An 18,782-nucleotide genomic window follows, 5' to 3' on the forward strand; every position below is an offset into this window, starting at 1 on the left:
CCATTGAACCTAAGAGAGAAATATCAAATTCCTGATCATGCATTAATTACAGTCGCGGGTACGGTTGGCGTTGGAAAATCTACCTTAACAAAGGCACTTGCCTCAGAGTTAGGTTTCCGTACCTCTTTTGAAAAAGTAGACAATAACCCTTATTTGGACAAGTTCTACGCTGATTTTGAGCGTTGGAGCTTTCATTTACAGATCTACTTTTTAGCGGAGCGCTTTAAAGAGCAGAAGCTAATGTTCGAGCAAGGAGGTAATTTCATTCAGGATCGTTCCATCTATGAGGATACAGGTATTTTTGCGAAGATGCATGCCGATAAAGGCACAATGTCTGAGGTAGATTATACAACATATAAAAGTCTGTTTGATGCGATGGTCATGACACCTTACTTCCCTCATCCGAATCTATTAATTTACCTCGATGGCAGCCTTGAGGATATTCTTAATCGTATCCAACAACGTGGGCGAGAGATGGAAAAGCAAACACCTCTTTCTTATTGGGAAGAGATGTATGGACGCTATCAAAAATGGATTGCTGAGTTCGATGCCTGTCCTGTTCTAAAGATCAATATTAATGAGTATGACCTATTACAGGATCAGCACTCTCTTGAATCAGTCATTGCGAAAATCGGTGATAAAATTAGTCGTCCAGGGGCCTTGGCGAAATAAAATTTATTTATATACACAAAGTGGTTAGAACATAAGTATTAAAACTATTAGAAAAGCGGAACAATGTTGGAGTCTCTCCATTCATTGTTCCGCTTTTTTACTGTATGAAAATGAATGATAGTGGATGTAACTATAGAAATACACTTTGCATGCATAAGTAAATGAAGGAATTGGAGCGGATCTGAGTGTTGGTTCTTCGCTGTAGCTACCGAAAATGGGAGCACACTTACCAAGGGAGTACCTGAGCTAATCTGGCTCTGCCATCTTATCTCAATGAACCTTTTTATCGAGGTCACTGAAAAACGATCTTTATAAAACGGCGAACGTTCTTCAATTATTTAAGTTAGAAAGTTAGCGGAAGGAGAACCCGTAGACTCCTGCGGAACAGAACGCGTCTGAAGACATTGAAGTGGTGGTTTTCCACTTCGAGGGCTGAGGCCGTTCCCGCGGAAAGCGTAGGGTTCTCCTGTAGCGGCGCCATTCAGCTCATTCTTACATGACTTTTTCAGTAGCCTCCTGTTCATCCCGCAGGTGCCGTCCCTCCATTTCTCGTCCGCTTGATGAGTGGCAGGCATCAAGTATATAATAGATTTACACAACCAGAGTCTATATAACTAGAGCAGTATTAAACCTCTTCTCTTATTATTATGTGTTAGATTTATTTCTTTGCTCACTTCTTATAGAAATACTCTCCAGCTTGAATTTTTCCTCGAGATATATGTAACGGCTCTAATAGCTCCGCGTTTTTTGGTGGTTCCGGTTGTAGAGGATGATCTATGACTTCCCTAGCCCTCTCAACATCACCCTGCTTCGTATATTTAATGATACGTTCTAGTTCTTCCCTCAGTAAAAAAACAACACCTGTAGCTGCTGCGAGCTTCCAACAAGAATCAGTGACATCCTCAGCTGATGTAATGACCAAAGCCATGTCTGTTTGGTAAAAGCTTTTTGCTGCATGAATTTCTTGTACGGATCCTAAACCCAGCTTTGCTTGATATCGTTTTGCCTGTACAATGATTTTTTGATCTTGATCATTCACATACAGCATATCTGCTCCGTAATCCCGACTCTTTTTTGTTACAAAGGTGTCATAGCCATTTACCGCAAACAGTACCTGCAGATAATCTTCAAAGTCGTGACCAGACATTAAATCAATGTCCTTTAATGTAATTTTAGAAACATCATATTTTTTTCGTTTTGTTTTTTTTATGATATATCGTAAACATAATGCAATACCTATAACCAAAACAATCATAAGTAAAGAATTATTTATAATAAGGTCGGTAAACACGTCATTCACTCCTAAAAGTATCTGCGTTAATTATAAGGGAACGAATGAATTATACTACAGTTCATTGTTTCTATCTTTCTCTTTTTTCACAATCATAACTATCTTGACTCTAAATCAAAAAAAGAAACGAACATAGAATGTCCGTTTCTCCCTCATGTAAGATTATTTCAAGTCTTCAATAGAATTTACATCTTCCATGTATGTTGGAACAACTAATCCAATCTTCGCACCTTCAAAGTTTACTCCAAGATCAACGATTTGATCCTTGTAATCTTCATAATACGCTTCATGAGTTGCTGGTAACCATCCTGCTACCATTGCATCCTGTTCACCCTCTGCAATGGCTGTCCACATGAATGCACTTTCCATTGATGAAAGCTCTACATCATAACCAACAGATTCAAGTACTGTTTTTACAACGTTTGTAGAAGCTATTTCAGAATCCCATGAAACATACGCAAGAGAAACACTCTCACCGTTTACTTGATCTACTCCATCGGTCCACTCAGAAACAAGATCAGCATTTTCATCAACCCAATTCGCCGCAGCTTCTTCCGGATCCATGCCTTCCTGAATGTCAACCATTACAGCATTCATATCGTCTTCTGTCCAATAGAAATTATCTAGTACTGCGTTAGCCTCTGGCGCATCCTCTGCTAACCCTTCGCGAGTAAAGGTATGAATGCTCTCTTCACCACCGTAAACGCCTTCTGGATCATCTAGATATTTTAAGTCATATGCACCAAATTTCCAATGTGGGGTCCAACCAGTTACAACAATTGCTTCTTCATTAGCAATGGCGTTACCTAAAGCTTCTGTCATTGCGGCCCCAGAGCTTACTTGTAGTCCAAGATCTAAACCGTATGTGTCAATCGCTGTTTCAGTAGCAGCCATTATTCCTGCTCCACCATCAATTCCAGTGATTTCTCTAAGGTCAGATGCATCTACGCTTTCGCCATTAGAATCATCTCCAGCTGCAGTGTCTCCACCGTCTCCACAAGCTGCAAGAGCAAGAATAGAAGTTAATCCTACTGCCATACCTAATTTCTTTGCGTCCATTTTCATAATTGAACCTCTCCTTTTATCTTTATATATTTTAACTGATTCATTGAATCAATTAATGTCCTTGGTTTGTCTGACTATTAAAGATTTGCGTTGTACGGTCTAAGATAATGGCCACAATAACGATCGCTATCCCTGCTTCAAATCCTACACCCACATTGTTCTGACCAACCGCTGTGTAAACGGATTGCCCAAGTCCGCGGGCACCAATCATTGCAGCAATAACAACCATGGAAAGAGCAAGCATAATACTCTGGTTTACACCAGCCATGATCGTTCCTTTAGCCATAGGTAATTCTACTTTAAAGAGCTTTTGTGCTCCTGTAGAACCAAATGCATCTGCTGCTTCCACTAATTCTGTGGATACTTGGCGAATCCCTAAGTTCGTTAATCGAACGGTAGGTGGCATTGCAAAAATAACAGATGCGACTACGCCAGGAACCATTCCAATTCCAAAGAATGCAACAGCCGGTATTAAGTAAACAAACGCTGGCATCGTCTGCATAAAGTCAAGAATTGGTTTAACAATGCTTTCCACAATACTACTTTTGGCCATCCAAATACCTAGTGGAATACCTATAATAATAGAGATAAGTCCTGCCGTTAATACAAGGGACAATGTATCAATCATTTGACTCCAGTAATCTAAATTATCAATAAGGAGTAAACCAATAAGGACAAATAATGCAAGTCCCCACTTCCGCTTATGCAGAAAAAATGTGCCAATTACTATAATTAATATTAATAGCCATGATGGTGGAAGAGATAAGACATCCCCTATTGTATCCACACTCCAGCCGATAAAATTACGAATACCAGTAAAAAATCCGCTTGCCCCTCTTATCCATTCAACTAACGCATCAATCCAGTCAGCTAGTGGTAGTCGTGGTAGTATATCCATTAAAATCAACCTCGCTTCCAGACAGAGCACCCAGTACGGCTCCTCTTACAATAATGCCTCTTAATTTATTATCATTTACTACGGCTAGTGGAACTGGACTTGTAGAGACCTGTTCAAACAGATCTGACAATGTCGTCTCCGGTGTTACTCGAATCAAATCATTTTTAATAATGGATTCGATAGAGTTTTGTCCCGATTTAATTAGATCTGCTACTTCCTTAGCATGTACAATGCCTACTAATTCTTTATTACGCTTTGTTACAAAAATACTGGAAATGCCTGCATCCTTCATGCGTTGTAATGCCACACGAGGTCCATCCTTCTCATAATTAACTGTTTCCGGGCGGATCATCACGTTCTCCGCTGTAAATACCTTTGAACGATCCACATCTTCAACGAACTTCTCAACATAATCATTTTTAGGATTTTGAAGAATTTCTTCCGGTGAACCAATTTGTACAATGGCTCCGTCCTTCATAATCATGATGCGATCTCCAATGCGTAATGCTTCATCTAAGTCATGAGTAATGAAGATAATGGTCTTTTGCATGGTCTCCTGAAGATCTAGTAGCTCATCCTGCATGTCTTTTCGGATTAAAGGATCTAATGCCGAGAATGCTTCATCCATTAAAAGAACGTCCGGGTCATTGGCAAGAGCCCTAGCAAGACCAACACGCTGCTGCATCCCACCAGATAACTGACTAGGATAACTAGATTCATAGCCTTTTAGTCCAACTAAATTTAACGAAGTTGTCGCTGTTTCTCTTCTTTTTCCTTTAGGTACACCTTGCACCTCAAGACCATACTCTACGTTTTCTAAAATGGTACGGTTCGGAAATAAACCGAACTTCTGAAACACCATACTCATTTTTTTACGACGGGCTTCTCTTAGCTTTTTATCATCCATCGCTGCCAAATCTTCACCATCAATCATGACACTACCAGTTGTGGGTTCAATCAAACGATTTAATAATCTTACAATCGTTGATTTTCCACTTCCCGAAAGACCCATAATGACAAAGATCTCTCCATCTTGTACCTCAAAGCTTGCTTGGTTGACCCCTACAGTCATTCCTGTTTCTTTTAATATTTCATCCTTGCTTTTTTTTTCTGCAAGTAAGTCTAAAGCACGTTTAGGCTTTTTCCCAAACACTTTTGTCAGCCCTTCAACTTTAATTTTAGCCATAGACTAATCACCTCATTTGTCATCATCCTGTTATTATTCAACTTTTTAACTATACAGTTTAAAAATAAATTGAGCAATTTTCATATATTGGACATATCGATTGTATTTTATGTACAGTTTAAACTGTACGCTTTTAAAGTTAGTTATCCTTTTAAATCCTTCCGTATCCTCTGTAATCGTCTCCTATTAAACAGTTCTTCCGTCCTATCTTATCTGCTACACTTTAGTTGGTAAGAATGAAGGAGGTCACTAAACATGGAAAACCGTCCATCAGGTGAATGTGATCAGATCGAGCAAGCTCGAGAGATTTTTATCCAGGAGCTTGCTCAAAATATGCATCATTATGGCATCTCTGAGTCAATCGGGCGTTTATATGGAACCGTTTTATTTGCTGAACATCCATTAACATTGGATGAGATGAGTCAATCACTCGGTATGAGCAAAACAAGTATGAGTACAGGTATCAGAGTCTTAATGGAAGCTGATATGGTGGATAAAACCTGGAAAAAAGGTGTACGTAAAGATTTGTATCAGCCTGTCGATGACTGGTATAAGTCCTTTTCGACAGTTTTTGTGAAGAGATGGAAAACCTCTGTAGAAGATAACCTATTAGCTGTCCATCAAATGCGAGATACCCTCCTTCACTTAAAGAATAATGAGCACTTCAAAGCTAGTTCCTCCTCAAATGAGAGAATTAATACCGATTTAAAGAAACTTGACCATGCGGAGAATTACTACAAATGGTTATCCGAGGTAACAGAGCTTTTCGAAAGCGGGGAAATTTTTGATTTAATTCCTAAGAAATAAGACCCCCTCACAAAGTAAGTCTAATTACTCATCTTAATACCCTTATCTACAATAAATAAACCACGTGATCTCTTTATAGCGAGATCACGTGGTTTATTTATTTTGGGTAAAGATCTAATTACTGTGTAACTATTGATTGCAATACCTATCTAAATAGGTGGACGAAAATGGGGGCCAACACTTGCGGGATTAAAAGGAGGCCACTGAAAAACGATCTTTCTAAGACTAGGAAATTTCATCAATTGTTTAAGTCAAAACGTTAGCGGAAGGAGAAACCGAAGACTCCTGCGGAACAGAATGCGTCTGAAGACATCGAAGTGGCGGTTTTCCGCTTCGAGGGCTGAGGCCGTTCCCGCGGAAAGCGTAGGGTTCTCCTGTAGCGGCGCCATTCAGCTCATTCTTACATGACTTTTTCAGTGACCTCGATATAAAGATTCTATGAGATAAATCGACGGAGTCGGGTTAGCTCATAACCTTTCCTCAGGTAAGTGCCCCGATTATCGGGAGCGGCAGTCGACGGAGCAACACATCTTCCATCCTCTACTTCTTCACATCGATGTCATTTACAGATAAGCATTTACTCTATCTTACTAGTGCTAAATGATTTACACCTTTTTAAGAATAAATTGATTAACAATCACAACTGAAAATAGTAGCCACGAGACACTTAATAACATGCCTCCTACAATATCTGTAAAGAAATGAACACCAAGATAAATTCGACTAACTCCCATAAGAATTGGAATTCCGATGAATGTAATTATCACCACCACCCGTGCAACAGAATGTTTCATATGTAAATAAACTAAATAGATGATCACTCCACATAATGATACAGCTGCCATCGTGTGGCCACTTGGAAAGCTGAAGCCAGGCTGATCGAGCAACGGTAGAAAATCAGGTCTAGCGCGATTAATCAGCTGCTTAGATAGATTATTTAAAACAGCTGTTCCTCCCATTACAACGGCAGGAATAACGACAGGAGAAAGGCTTCGCTCCCTCCATACAAGCAGTACGATCAAGCATAATGTAAGCACAGCTATTACTTTGACACTACCTAACCAAGCTAAAAAAAACATGATGCTAGTAACCCAATCTAGTCGTAATGAAGGAATCCCTTCCATTAAATAAAGATCAATGGCCTGAAAGAAAGGTAATTCATATGTGAAAGTGAGTAAAATAAATAAACTAAATAAAACGATACTAAGACTTAACAGCGACCTATTTTTCATTAAAGACTCCCTCATGAATCATATTATGCTCTCTTTGAACGCATCCTACTTATAAAAGGATGGTTAAGGTTTGTTACCCAAAAGAAAGGGGTATAAATCAAACTATGCGAGATCGAAAAGACACAAATACATTTAATCATTTATCTACTAACATAAAAAGCTACAATCCAAGTAGTATTTTGATGATAAACAATCCAGATCAATTAAAAACGATTAAACACCGTTCTGTCAATGTACTTTTCCCAATATCCATCTTACAGGGTATGACATCTGCTGAGCGACATTTTATACTGTCAAAAATAACCGTTGTGGCCATCATAGTAGAAAGTGATGAGCAAGTCGACCTACTCGACCAATATATGTCCTCCTACTTAGATATTCAAGTGCTTGTTCTTTCAAGCAATTTAACTACTCTTCAAGGTTATCGTCGTTTACTTTGTGTGAAAGAACGCATTTGGATCTGTAACAATACAGAAGCTAAAGCAGAAGATTTAATTGCCACTATGAATCGTACGGGTATTCGCTCTATCATGCTTAAACCAAGAGACGCCGTTGATAATCTCATCCATTTTCATAAACACGCTTTTACTGTTTGGAGTGAGGGTAGAGACACTACAGACCTTCACCATTTAGTTCGCGCAGGTGTAAATGCTATCCTCGTTGAAAATGGTGATTATAGTTCAAAGCTAATCAGTGCGTATGAGCGCCTTCACATATTAGCTAAGCCGATCGTCATCGCACATCGAGGTGCTCCACAGCTGGCAGCTGAAAATACTCTTGATTCTTTTGAAAGAGCGTTGAAGCTAGGTGCAGATGTACTTGAAACAGATATTCGCAGAACGAAGGATGATCGGTTAATACTTTTTCACGATACAACAATCAACCGCACAACCTCAAGTAAAGGTCCGGTTTCAGCGTATACTTTTCAACAATTAAAAAAGATACACCCAATCATTGATGTAGAGTACTTTTTAAAATATTTCAAGAATGCTCATCCATTGCTTTTACTTGAAGTGAAGGAAAGAGACACGGTGGAGGATTTGCTCAAAATGATTACTTCGCTGAAAATGGAGGGCCGGGTACATATTCAAAGCTTCGATCCTCAAGTCTTATTAAAAGTTAGAAAACAAAACCCGGCTATAGGTGTTAGCCTACTATATACACCTTATAAGTGGTCCAAAAACTACTTGTCAACTAGGTTTGTCAAGGACACACTTGCGCAAACACACGCAGCTTTAAACTACAAAGTGAGTAGAAGAATGAACCAATTTGATCGGATTTTTTCATTTGAGGGAGGGCCTTCATTTGTTTGGACCCTTCAATCAAAAAAAGATGTAATAAGATTCTGGGACTCAGGCTCTTATGGGTTAATCATGGACTGTATCCAAGACATAACAACCATTCCTTTACAGCTTATGATAGACAAGAAACCTGAATACCAACAAGAAAACACCTGGATCATGCCAGAAAAAGCCGTTGTAGGTTTTTCTGATGGTTCAACAAAAAGAGTAAAGGTACAATGGTTTGCTCAAGGAAAGGAAGATTTTACTTTGTTAACACATAAGCAGCCTATCTTTGAGCCAACTTATGTGTTTTGTCTTTATCGATTTGAATTCAACGGACAAACCCGTTCACTGATATCCAAATTAATTTCACTAAAGCGACATTAAAATAAATTATGGAGAGGATTCTAGATGAATCAACAACTTTCACCTGACTCTGATCGTCGAGACCACCTCATCGCACGTATTATTGAACTTGGAGTCTTTAAATTAAAAAATCGCCACTTATTTGAATTAAGCATGGCAGAAATAGATCAATTATATACAAGACTTATGAAGGATCATGAGCAGCAACAGACTCAAAGCTGAGGAGATGATAAGTAGAGCCGAACCATTATGTGTTTGATGACATAATGGTTCGGCTCTATTGCATAAACCAGCGAAGTGTAATTCCGAAGCGGAGCTCACCTCTCCGGTTAAAAAAAGAAGAACAAAACGATGATGTTAGATCCAACTGATCGTTTCGCTCTTCATATAATTAAAAACATCCTAGACTAAGCAGAGGATTCTGGTATAAACATTAGATTATAATAGGGACGCAACTTCAATCTGATGCTCTGCCAAATTACGACGAAGCTCTTTCACAAAGAGTAAAGCATGTTGTCCGTCTCCATGTACACAAACAGTATCCGCCTCCAAAGGAATGGTACTGCCATCAACAGCTATAACTGTAGAGGTTGTAATCATTTGCAGGACCTGTTCCACTGCTTGTTGATCGTCTGTGATTAGGGCATTTTCTAAGTTTCGTGGCGTTAATGTTCCATCGGGCTGGTAGGTCCGATCAGCAAATACTTCATTTGCTACATTCAGTCCATATTTTCGCCCAGCTTTAATGAGTTCACTACCTGACAGTCCAAATAAAATTAAATCCGGATTAGCATCCTTTACAGCTTTAGCAATCGCTTCGGACATAATAGGATCAACGGCCGCCATATTAAATAAAGCTCCGTGCGGTTTGACGTGCTGCATCGTTACCCCATTTAATTTGCAAAAACCTTCTAATGCACTGATTTGGTAGAAGACAAAATGGTAGATATCCTCAGGGGTTGTTTGGATAGGACGACGGCCAAATCCAAATAGATCACTAAATCCAGGATGAGCCCCTACCCTAGCACCTGCTTCTTTAGCCAATTTAACGGTGTGGGCCATCGTATTATGATCGCCAGCGTGATAGCCACAAGCAACATTGACCGAGCTGACCAATGGGAGGATCTCTTCATCATTTCCTACTTTAAAAACGCCGTAGCTTTCTCCTAAATCACAGTTTAAATCAATTCGCTTCATATATAGACTCTCTCCCATCCGTTGATTCTACTTTCATCCCTTTTAAAGCAATCGCAGCTTTTATTTCAGCAAGATTTCTCTCGTTTTGTATATAAATTTGTTCTGCTTCCTGCAAGGACACTTCTTTAAACATGATCGTTTCGCCAGGTCTTAATTGTGCCAGCTTAGGAATATCAACAATCATCACTTGTCCAATTCGTGGGTATCCACCTGTTGATTGTCGATCGGCTAGCAAAATAATTGGTTTACCCCCTGGAGGTAGCTGAATGGTTCCAAGTGTAACAGCTTCTGAAAGTAACTCAAACGGCTCTGCCAACTCCATGGTTACATCTGTTTCAAGTCGATAGCCCATTCGGTCAGATTGGGAAGAAATCTGAAATTCTTCTTCAAAGAAAACGTCTTGACTTTGACTCGTAAAACGTGAAAAATGGGTACCTTTTAGCACTCTGATAACGGTCGGACGCTTTTGCTCAACTAAAGTATCGCTTACACGCCATGGCGGAGATAGACGGTGGGACTCTGAAGACAGTGTCTCTATAAACTGCTTAACTAATTTGGACATAGGATGCAGAGGAATGCGGTCGCCTTTTTGCAATGCTCTTCCTTCAAACCCACCAAATCCTGCTCTCAAATACGTGCTTTTACTTTCCATCACTCGTGGAACATTAAAACCTCCCGCAATAGCAAGATAGGCCCTGCAACCAGTCTTTAATGGTTCAAAATGAAGCTGCGTTCCACCTGCCACGTAAAAAGGTGTATTTAACTGAAGTCTCCTTCCATTCATAACAGGAAGCATGCCTCCACCAGTTACCGCGATGAGCCTGTCGTCCTCAAATGTTAAAGACGGGCCATTCATCGTCATTTCAAGAACGGCTTCACTTTCTTCATTTCCAACTAGCATATTGGCAATACGTGTTGATCGGGCATCCATAACCCCGGTCACAGAAACACCTTGACTCATAAACCCTACGCGCCCCAGGTCTTGTATCGTGGTCTGTAACCCAGGCTTACTGACTTGTATATTCATTTATTCACGCTCCTTTAGGCTATGGTACTCTTCTAAGGAGATTGGTTTAAACGTAACTATATGACCAGGCTTTAATAAGCTTGGCTCTTCACGATGAAGGTCAAACATTGTAAGAGGTGTACGTCCAATCAATTGCCATCCTCCAGGCGTCACCATTGGATACACACCGGTCTGCTTACCTGCAATCCCCACTGAGCCAGCAGGAATCTCAAGCCTTGGTTGCTTTTTTCGTGGAGTGGCAATTGATTCGTCCATCCCCCCGAGAAACGGAAATCCTGGTGCAAATCCAATCATGTATACATGATAGCTGCCATTTGAATGAATAGAAATAACATCCTCTACTGACAGTTGGTTATGTTTGGCTACTTCTTCAAGGTCTGGTCCTAAGGATGGATCATAACAAACAGGTATTTCGATTGTTTTGCTCTGCTGTGTATGCTGGCTATGTTGAATGGCAACCATTGTTTCTTCCAGTATGCCCCGAACGACATCACTTGGACTTAATCGATGATCTAGAATGACCTCGGCAGGATTATAAAAAACAGCTACACCTGTATAGCTTGGTAAACACTCAACAAATCCTGAAAAAGGAGATGCTTCAAGGAGATCAATAAAGGGCAAGATTTGTTCTTGCGTAGTTGGATCGATGTTATTTGCAAATTGAACGACCATTGTGGTTTCATTAAGTGAATAGATATGTGGTAAAACGAGTGTATCTCCCATGCTTATCCCCTCCCTCTATGTAATTGTTGTAATAACAAGATGCAATATTAGAAGTTACTCCCCTAAATCAATGCTCTATTTCATTATCTCCTTTAACTTCCCATAAGGATATCTATATCATTCCCTTTTAAGAAGCCGGTGAAAACAGTATTTTTAAACTCCTTTAATAAATCATTCAAAAAAAGGGTGAAAATCCAAAAGATTCTCACCACGATTCATCCTTATAGCTTTAAGTAACCGAGTGCTACTACTACGGCAAGTAAAACAGCAAAAACGATCCAAAACGAACCTGTTAGCTCTTTTCTTTTTGTTCTTCCCATAATAACTTCCATAATTCCTATTAACATAATTGCTAATACACCTTTGATAATAAAGCTTAGCTGCATATTATTAAAAAGCATACCTACACCAGATACAAGCATAATTATGTAGAACAAACGAACGATCATGTACACGATTTTTGAGGCTTTCTGTTTCCCCCAACGAAATAAGAAATAAGAAGCCAAAAACAAAAGAATTAGAATGGCCCATGATCCAGCATGAGATTCATAGAAAATACTATACAAAATAGCCACCTCCTTTAATTAATAATGTAGCTTGCTATAAATGTTCCTACTAGATGTATTATAGTATAAAATTATTTATTCGGCGCCGGTTCGTGCTTTGAATGAACGATTGGACTTTCTTCTAAGCGATGCAACCTTCGCTCTATTTTACGAAAAGAAACAAGCATAGAAATTCTCCAAGGCAGGATCATACCATACGCTAATAAGAAAAACATTCCCGATAATTCTTCAGGATTAATATCTTTTCCTAAAAACGCCCTAAACGCAATCCGTATTACTAAAAGTCCTAATAAAATAAACATAAAAGCTTTTGAACGCTGTAAATAAATTTGATGATTACGTATTTCAAACTTAGATGTCATAATAAGCAAAATCGAAAAAATCATCCCCACTGCAAGCGCTTCCGCAACTTGCAAAGGTGCAGGTCTTGTTGGTTCGTATAAAAACATTAAAAAACCGGTAGACATAAAGATAGGTGGTAAAATAATCTTCTTTAATGAGGCTGGTTTTTTTGCTGCTTTCATTCTAACAAGAAGTGCCACGCCACCCATTACAAAAGCCAACACGATCGGAATGAGGAGTAAGTTATTGTCCAACTTGGATTCCCCTTTTCAGTATAAGTTCACTTTATCTTACGTATTTATAAACATGAAAGCCTGTCCCTCTACACAGCAAATGTAGGGAACAGGATTTCCTATTTTATATACATTAGAATGAGCGAGTATCCAATAATTAATGCAAAAAGAATCGTAATATGATTAAGGGAATAGATAAACATCGCTGTAGCCCATTTATAATCACTCATTCGTTTGTATCCAGCTATTCCAAGGATCATCCAACCTAACGTAAGAACAAATGAGGTAATCGCAATCGTCTTACTAAAAGGAAAAAATAATACAGAGGATGCTAATAGAATGACAAGATAAACTAACGTTTGAATCTTTGTACGACGAATTCCTTTGATTACAGGTAGCATTGGTACCCCTGCTGCACGATAATCATCAAGCTTACGAATGGCGATCGCATAGAAGTGAGGCATCTGCCAAATAAGCATTAAAACAAATAAACCAATAGCCGCTGGATGATAAATATCAGGTGAAATCGCGGCCCACCCAATAAGCGGAGGTACAGCTCCGGACAAACTGCCTACCTCTGTATTATAAATAGTTGAACGCTTGGTCCATATCGTGTAAGGCACGGTATAAAGAAATAACCCTAGAAATCCTAGCAAAGCAGCTAGCGGGCTGGCAAACGCCAATAAGATAATACCAGTTATCGAAAATAATATACCTAAAATTAAACCGTTTTTCAGCGTCATAGAACCTGTTACAGTTGGACGCTTTTTGGTTCTTTCCATTTTAGCATCTATATCACGGTCATACAGGTTATTAAATGTACCAGCGGCCCCAATCACAAGCGAGCTTCCAACTAATGCTAGAATGATAGCTCCCATATGATTAAAAAGCGAACCTCCATGTATAAATAAAGCAAAGCAAAGCCCTGCAAACATAGCAAGTACATTTGATTTGATAATTCCTGTTTTAATCGTCTCAAACAAAATATCCGCATAATAGGATACATTTGAAACGGAAGTTGTTTGTGTTTGTTCTACGGTTTTCTCTAACTTCACACTTTTCATGAGGGACTCCTCTCTCAGTATAAAGACTCCGCCTAATAAAGCAAAGCCACGCCACTGATTTGCTCAAAAAAGAGTCTTTCTTGTTAATAGGCTCATTAATAAGTCTATCATAAACCTTCACAAATGCCAGATTCGAGAGGCACATTCCAAAAACCTGTCAAACCTTTGTGACTACTTTTTGACAAGATCGAGCATTCAGTTGTGAAAAACTTCACTTGCCCATTGTATTATACGCTCTTTTTCAATGAATGCAAGAAAAAGCCAGGCTAGGAAAGGTCTTTCTCATTGATTGGAGTAGGAGGGCTGGCTCCATTTAATGCCGCCAACAAATTGTCTGCAGCCAGTTGGGCCATATTGTGTCTTGTTTCATGTGTAGCCGAACCAATATGAGGTAAACTCACAACGTTTCTCATAGATAACAATGGGTGATCCACAGGAACTGGTTCTTCTTTATACACATCTAATCCAGCTGCATAAATTTTACCTTCTTCAAGCGCATGTATTAGGGCTTGTTCATCTACGGTGGCCCCTCTAGATCCATTGATAAATACTGCACTTGATTTCATTAGTTCAAATTGCTGATTTCCCATAAGCCCCTCTGTCTCTTTTGTTAATGGGGTTAGAAGACAAACTACATCCGATTGCTCCAGTAATTCCTCTAAAGAACAATACTTCGCTTGAAGTGTATCTTCTGCCCACTCATTACGTGAACGATTATGATACAAAATTTCCATATCAAATCCTGCATAGGCTCGCTTCGCCAGAGTTTGTCCAACTCTGCCCATCCCGATAATACCTAGCTTTTTATGATGAACATCGAGACCAAAGTGCTCTTCAGCGATAGAATCCTTCCACTCGCCATTTTTGACAAGCTGATCTAACTCAACAACACGCCTTCTCGTTGTTAATATCAACGCCATCATTGTATCAGCGACAGTATCATCAAGGACGGTGGGAGTATTCGTTGCGAGCACACCACGAGCGGTTAACTCATCGATAGCTAGGTTATCATATCCAACGGTTATATTGCTTACTACTTTCAAACGTTTTGCTTTCTCCAGTAGTTGTTTATCCACTTTTAGTCCAGAACCTAATACCCCTTCCGCTTCTGTAAGCTCTTTCATAAAGTCTGAATAATTATCATTTGTCAGTTTTTCATAATATGTAACATCACATTCTTTTTTAATTCGAGTTAATACCTCATCGGGAACTCGACTGTACACAATCACTTTCGGCTTCACAATATCCCTCCATGAACATTTCATCTCATATACTTATAGTATAACAGAGCTGGAGTTCTGGAAAAGAGATTTCTATTCAATTTATAAGAGGCTGAGGCAGAAGTGTTTTAGCTCTTCTATATCCAACAAGAGTTCATGGATTCAATACCATCAGATCTCAGCCTCTTATTTCATTTATTTTTTAAGTGCACGTTCAAGATCTTCGATTAAATCATCTGGGTCCTCTAACCCAATCGATAATCTAATTAAGCCGTCTGTAATACCTAATTCTTTTCGCCTTTCTGCTGGAATGGATGCATGAGTCATTTTCGCTGGAACCGATATGAGGCTTTCAACAGCTCCAAGACTTTCTGCTAATGTAAAATAGCTTAAAGAGGATAGGATTTTGCTTACTCTTTCTTCACTTCCACATTCAAAAGAAAGAATACCTCCACTGCCTCTTGACTGCTTATGATGCAGTTCATAACCAGTGTGTGTTGGGAGACCCGGGTAATAAACAATGGGTACGGTTGAATGCTGTTGGAGAAATGTTGCTACTTGATTTGCATGACTTTCTATCTCCTCCATTCGTACAGCGAGCGTTCGAATGCCTCTAATTAAGAGCCAGCTATCCTGTGCTCCTAATACCGCTCCAGTCGCATTTTGTAAAAAACCGATCTCATCTGCCAACGCCTTTGAATGGACCACAACTAAACCGGCCAATACATCGCTATGCCCGCCTAAATACTTCGTTGCGCTGTGTAGCACGACATCTGCTCCAAGCTGAAGCGGGTTCTGCCAATAAGGTGTGGCAAATGTATTATCAACGATTGTTAACAATCCTTTATCCTGTGCCCATTTACTTATGCTAGCTATATCTGTAATCGTTAGTAACGGGTTAGTTGGCGTCTCAAGAAAAATAGCTTTTGTATTATTTTGAAGAGTTTTTTCGACCTTATTTAAATCTGTTGTATCAACAAAATCAGCTGTAATGCCTTCCTTCGATAATACATTTACTACAAGCCGGTATGTCCCCCCATATACGTCCTCAGAGAATAAGAGATGATCTCCTTGTGAAAATAGCTTACATACAGTTGTAATGGCAGCCATACCCGAAGCAAAAGCAAAACCAGCATTCCCATCCTCTAGTTCCGCGATCAGCTTTTCAAGCGCTTCTCGAGTTGGATTCCCTGTTCGAGCATATTCATAATTAAAATCGCCTATACTTTTTTGTTTAAATGTACTCGATAATTGAATGGGAAAGCTGACTCCTCCCGTATGTTGGTCTTGAGGAATCCCTCCATGAATGAGCTTTGTTTTCCGTCTCATACTTCCTCCTCCTTGTAAATCCCTTTACTTAAATAGCGATCGCTACTGTCCGGAAAGATCGTAACGATATTTGTGCCTTTAGTCGCTGACTTCGCTTCAAGAAACGCCGCATGAAAGGCAGCACCAGATGAGCTTCCTACAAGCAGACCTTCGTTTCGAGCTAACTGTTCTACGGCACGGAATGCGTCCTTATCTGAGACTGTATAAATATGATCAATATCGCTCAGGTCCAAGAATGCTGGAATCTTCTCCATCCCGATACCTTCTGTTTGATGTGCTCCTGCTTCTCCTCCATTTAATATTGAACCTTCAGGCTCAACAATCACTGTACGTATGGATTCATTTCTTTCTTTTAAATAGCGTGCCATTCCAGTAAAAGTACCTCCACTTCCTGCACCAGCTACAAAAATATCTACTTTGCCATCTAATTGAGACCAGATCTCCGGAGCTAATGTTTCATAGTACGTCTTTGGATTCACAGGATTCTCAAATTGCATGGGACAGTAGCTATCGGAAATGGTTTTCGATAACGCTCGTGCATATTCAATAGCTCCTTTTATCCCCTGCTCCTTAGGAGTCCGAATGACTTTTGCCCCAAGAGCCCGTATCAGCTGCACCTTCTCCTGGCTAAAACCTTCGGGAATGATACAGCATATTGAAATAGAAGTCCCTACAGCAGCTAGGGCAAGACCAATACCTGTATTGCCCGCCGTTGGTTCAATAATCGTACCGTTTGCTGTAATATGCTTCTCTTGAAGTGCATGATGAATCAAATTAATTCCGAGGCGATCCTTGATGCTCCCTCCTGGATTCAAGTATTCTAACTTCGCAAAAATTCTAACGCCCTCTGGCAAAGGCAAATATCGTACTTCAATTAACGGGGTGTTCCCAATTAATGTATGAACACTTTGCTTACGCACTTACAGCCCCCCTTCACCATACATATATATATAATTCCTATCGTTTTTGTTACCTTTTTTGAGATGTAACATACATTAGCTTAATCAGATAGATTATGATTGGTGGGAAGATACATGAGTAAAGACTTCACAAAGCTTTTCGACATTTGGTCAGATACGTATGATGAAACCGTGATGGGCACGGATCCACAATACAAACAAGCTTTTGAACATTATGATGAAATTCTTCATGCAGTGGCAGAGCAAGCGGAGGGACATGTGCTTGAATTTGGCGTAGGAACGGGGAATTTAACGAAGAAGCTGCTCGATAAAGGACTCAACGTAACGGGAGTAGAGCCATCTAGCAAGATGATAAAAAAAGCCAAAAGTAAGCTACCTGCTAACTTTCGGTTGTTAAAAGGGGACTTTATGCAATTTCCATCTGTAGGGCATGTGGATACGATTGTTAGCACCTATGCGTTTCATCACCTCACCGATAAGGAGAAAGCGGTAGCGTTGCAGACATATGCAGAGTTATTACCCTTAAACGGCAAGCTTGTGTTTGCAGATACTATTTTTCAATCTGCTCAGGCAAAAAAAGAAATGATTGAGATTGCTAAAAAGAACAATTTTGACCGACTGGCTACGGATCTTGAGACGGAATTTTATACTACTTCTGCTGAGTTGATAAATATGTGTAAAACAGCGGGGTTTGACTTTACATTGATACCAAAAAATACATTTGTTCAGCTTTTGATTGCAAAAAAAGTGAGCACAGATCAAACGTAAGCATGATCACAGCCGAAGAAACCTTTCCTATTATAAAAGTTTAAAAACATACTAAGAAGCAAAGCTGAACAATGTTTGTTAAGCTTTATTATTGTAAATACGTATTACTACTTCGAACGCTTACCGCGGGAGTACCTGAGCTAACTCGACTACATCGATTTAGCTCAATGTACCTTTTCATCGAGACCACTGAAAAACGATCTTTATAAGACTGAGAACGTTCTTCAATTGTTTAAGTCAGAACACTAGCGGAAGGAGAAACCGTAGACTCCTGCGGAACAGAACGAGTCTGAAGACATTGAAGTGGTGGTTTTCCACTCAATGGCTGAGGCCGTTCCCGCGGAAAGCGTAGGTTCTCCTGTAGCGGCGCCATTCAGCTCATTCTTACGACTCTTTCAATGGTCTCCTTTTCATCCCGCAGGTGTCAGCCCTCCGTTTTCGTCCGCTTAGTGGTTAGCAGGCATCACGTTTGTGACAAATGACCAACTCATACTATAAATGGATTTTTTCACTTCAATAGTTAAGGGCAGGGTCGTGGATTGCGTAACATTCCTCTAAAGCGGCATTGTTCTTCGCTTTATCTTTAAGTTATC

19 protein-coding genes are annotated in these 18,782 nt (G+C 39.7%); 5 read left to right on the forward strand and 14 right to left on the reverse strand.

Annotated features, from left to right (window positions below; genetic code table 11):
• The first annotated feature begins 3 nt into the window (after positions 1-3).
• Positions 4-672 carry a deoxynucleoside kinase gene (locus FN960_RS00890; RefSeq protein WP_143846490.1) on the forward strand — a complete coding sequence of 223 codons (669 nt, stop codon included), beginning with the start codon at positions 4-6 and terminating at the stop codon, positions 670-672.
• A gap of 670 nt (positions 673-1,342) precedes the next feature.
• Here the strand turns inward: FN960_RS00890 and FN960_RS00895 are convergent.
• The 4 genes from FN960_RS00895 to FN960_RS00910 form a co-directional block, all read right to left on the reverse strand.
• Positions 1,343-1,963 (reverse strand): restriction endonuclease, encoded by a 621-nt coding sequence (locus FN960_RS00895; RefSeq protein WP_143846491.1) that lies wholly within the window; start codon positions 1,961-1,963, stop codon positions 1,343-1,345.
• A gap of 162 nt (positions 1,964-2,125) precedes the next feature.
• The gene (locus FN960_RS00900; protein ID WP_260681883.1) at positions 2,126-3,028 is read right to left on the reverse strand and encodes a glycine betaine ABC transporter substrate-binding protein; all 903 of its coding nucleotides are present in this window, start codon (positions 3,026-3,028) and stop codon (positions 2,126-2,128) included.
• A gap of 52 nt (positions 3,029-3,080) precedes the next feature.
• A complete protein-coding gene (locus tag FN960_RS00905; RefSeq protein WP_143846492.1) occupies positions 3,081-3,926 on the reverse strand; it encodes an ABC transporter permease in 846 nt (281 codons plus the stop codon).
• The gene (locus FN960_RS00910; RefSeq protein WP_143846493.1) at positions 3,895-5,112 is read right to left on the reverse strand and encodes a quaternary amine ABC transporter ATP-binding protein; all 1,218 of its coding nucleotides are present in this window, start codon (positions 5,110-5,112) and stop codon (positions 3,895-3,897) included. The genes FN960_RS00905 and FN960_RS00910 overlap by 32 nt, the downstream gene beginning before the upstream one ends.
• A 255-nt stretch (positions 5,113-5,367) precedes the next feature.
• Here FN960_RS00910 and FN960_RS00915 point away from each other — a divergent pair, with 255 nt between their 5' ends.
• Positions 5,368-5,919, forward strand: a complete 552-nt coding sequence (locus FN960_RS00915; protein WP_143846494.1) for a GbsR/MarR family transcriptional regulator — start codon at positions 5,368-5,370, stop codon at positions 5,917-5,919.
• Between the two features lie 605 nt (positions 5,920-6,524).
• Here FN960_RS00915 and FN960_RS00920 read toward each other — a convergent pair.
• On the reverse strand, positions 6,525-7,151 hold the full coding sequence (locus tag FN960_RS00920; protein ID WP_185970850.1) for a phosphatase PAP2 family protein: 627 nt from the start codon (positions 7,149-7,151) through the stop codon (positions 6,525-6,527).
• A 104-nt stretch (positions 7,152-7,255) separates the two neighbouring features.
• Here FN960_RS00920 and FN960_RS00925 point away from each other — a divergent pair, with 104 nt between their 5' ends.
• Both FN960_RS00925 and FN960_RS00930 read left to right on the forward strand, forming a co-directional pair.
• Positions 7,256-8,821: a glycerophosphodiester phosphodiesterase gene (locus FN960_RS00925; protein WP_185970851.1), complete on the forward strand. Its 1,566-nt coding sequence runs from the start codon at positions 7,256-7,258 to the stop codon at positions 8,819-8,821.
• A gap of 24 nt (positions 8,822-8,845) precedes the next feature.
• Complete coding sequence (locus FN960_RS00930; protein WP_143846497.1) at positions 8,846-9,022, forward strand: Fur-regulated basic protein FbpA; 177 nt, start codon at positions 8,846-8,848, stop codon at positions 9,020-9,022.
• Positions 9,023-9,238: 216 nt separating this feature from the next.
• Here the strand turns inward: FN960_RS00930 and FN960_RS00935 are convergent, their stop codons facing one another.
• The 9 genes from FN960_RS00935 to FN960_RS00975 all read right to left on the reverse strand — a co-directional run bounded on the left by FN960_RS00935 (position 9,239) and on the right by FN960_RS00975 (position 17,421).
• Positions 9,239-9,997 (reverse strand): 5-oxoprolinase subunit PxpA, encoded by a 759-nt coding sequence (locus tag FN960_RS00935; protein ID WP_143846498.1) that lies wholly within the window; start codon positions 9,995-9,997, stop codon positions 9,239-9,241.
• Positions 9,984-11,024 carry a 5-oxoprolinase subunit C family protein gene (locus FN960_RS00940; RefSeq protein ID WP_143846499.1) on the reverse strand — a complete coding sequence of 347 codons (1,041 nt, stop codon included), beginning with the start codon at positions 11,022-11,024 and terminating at the stop codon, positions 9,984-9,986. The genes FN960_RS00935 and FN960_RS00940 overlap by 14 nt, the downstream gene beginning before the upstream one ends.
• Positions 11,025-11,747, reverse strand: coding sequence for a 5-oxoprolinase subunit PxpB (pxpB, locus tag FN960_RS00945; RefSeq protein WP_143846500.1), 723 nt, complete (start codon positions 11,745-11,747; stop codon positions 11,025-11,027).
• A gap of 221 nt (positions 11,748-11,968) precedes the next feature.
• Entirely contained in the window at positions 11,969-12,313 is a 345-nt protein-coding gene (locus FN960_RS00950) for a DUF1516 family protein (protein WP_143846501.1), read from the reverse strand.
• Between the two features lie 71 nt (positions 12,314-12,384).
• A complete protein-coding gene (locus FN960_RS00955; protein WP_143846502.1) occupies positions 12,385-12,909 on the reverse strand; it encodes a CcdC family protein in 525 nt (174 codons plus the stop codon).
• A 98-nt stretch (positions 12,910-13,007) separates the two neighbouring features.
• Positions 13,008-13,952 carry a heme o synthase gene (cyoE, locus tag FN960_RS00960; protein ID WP_143846503.1) on the reverse strand — a complete coding sequence of 315 codons (945 nt, stop codon included), beginning with the start codon at positions 13,950-13,952 and terminating at the stop codon, positions 13,008-13,010.
• Between the two features lie 266 nt (positions 13,953-14,218).
• The gene (locus tag FN960_RS00965) at positions 14,219-15,193 is read right to left on the reverse strand and encodes a 2-hydroxyacid dehydrogenase (protein ID WP_143846504.1); all 975 of its coding nucleotides are present in this window, start codon (positions 15,191-15,193) and stop codon (positions 14,219-14,221) included.
• A gap of 174 nt (positions 15,194-15,367) precedes the next feature.
• A complete protein-coding gene (locus FN960_RS00970; protein WP_143846505.1) occupies positions 15,368-16,501 on the reverse strand; it encodes a bifunctional cystathionine gamma-lyase/homocysteine desulfhydrase in 1,134 nt (377 codons plus the stop codon).
• Positions 16,498-17,421, reverse strand: a complete 924-nt coding sequence (locus FN960_RS00975) for a PLP-dependent cysteine synthase family protein (protein WP_143846506.1) — start codon at positions 17,419-17,421, stop codon at positions 16,498-16,500. The genes FN960_RS00970 and FN960_RS00975 overlap by 4 nt, the downstream gene beginning before the upstream one ends.
• A gap of 114 nt (positions 17,422-17,535) precedes the next feature.
• Between FN960_RS00975 and FN960_RS00980 the strand changes: the two genes are divergently transcribed.
• Positions 17,536-18,189: a class I SAM-dependent DNA methyltransferase gene (locus tag FN960_RS00980; RefSeq protein ID WP_143846507.1), complete on the forward strand. Its 654-nt coding sequence runs from the start codon at positions 17,536-17,538 to the stop codon at positions 18,187-18,189.
• The last annotated feature ends 593 nt before the right edge of the window (positions 18,190-18,782 follow it).

The organism is Alkalicoccobacillus porphyridii (genome assembly GCF_007293315.1).
Classification (GTDB): Bacteria; Bacillota; Bacilli; order Bacillales; family Bacillaceae_D; genus Alkalicoccobacillus; species Alkalicoccobacillus porphyridii.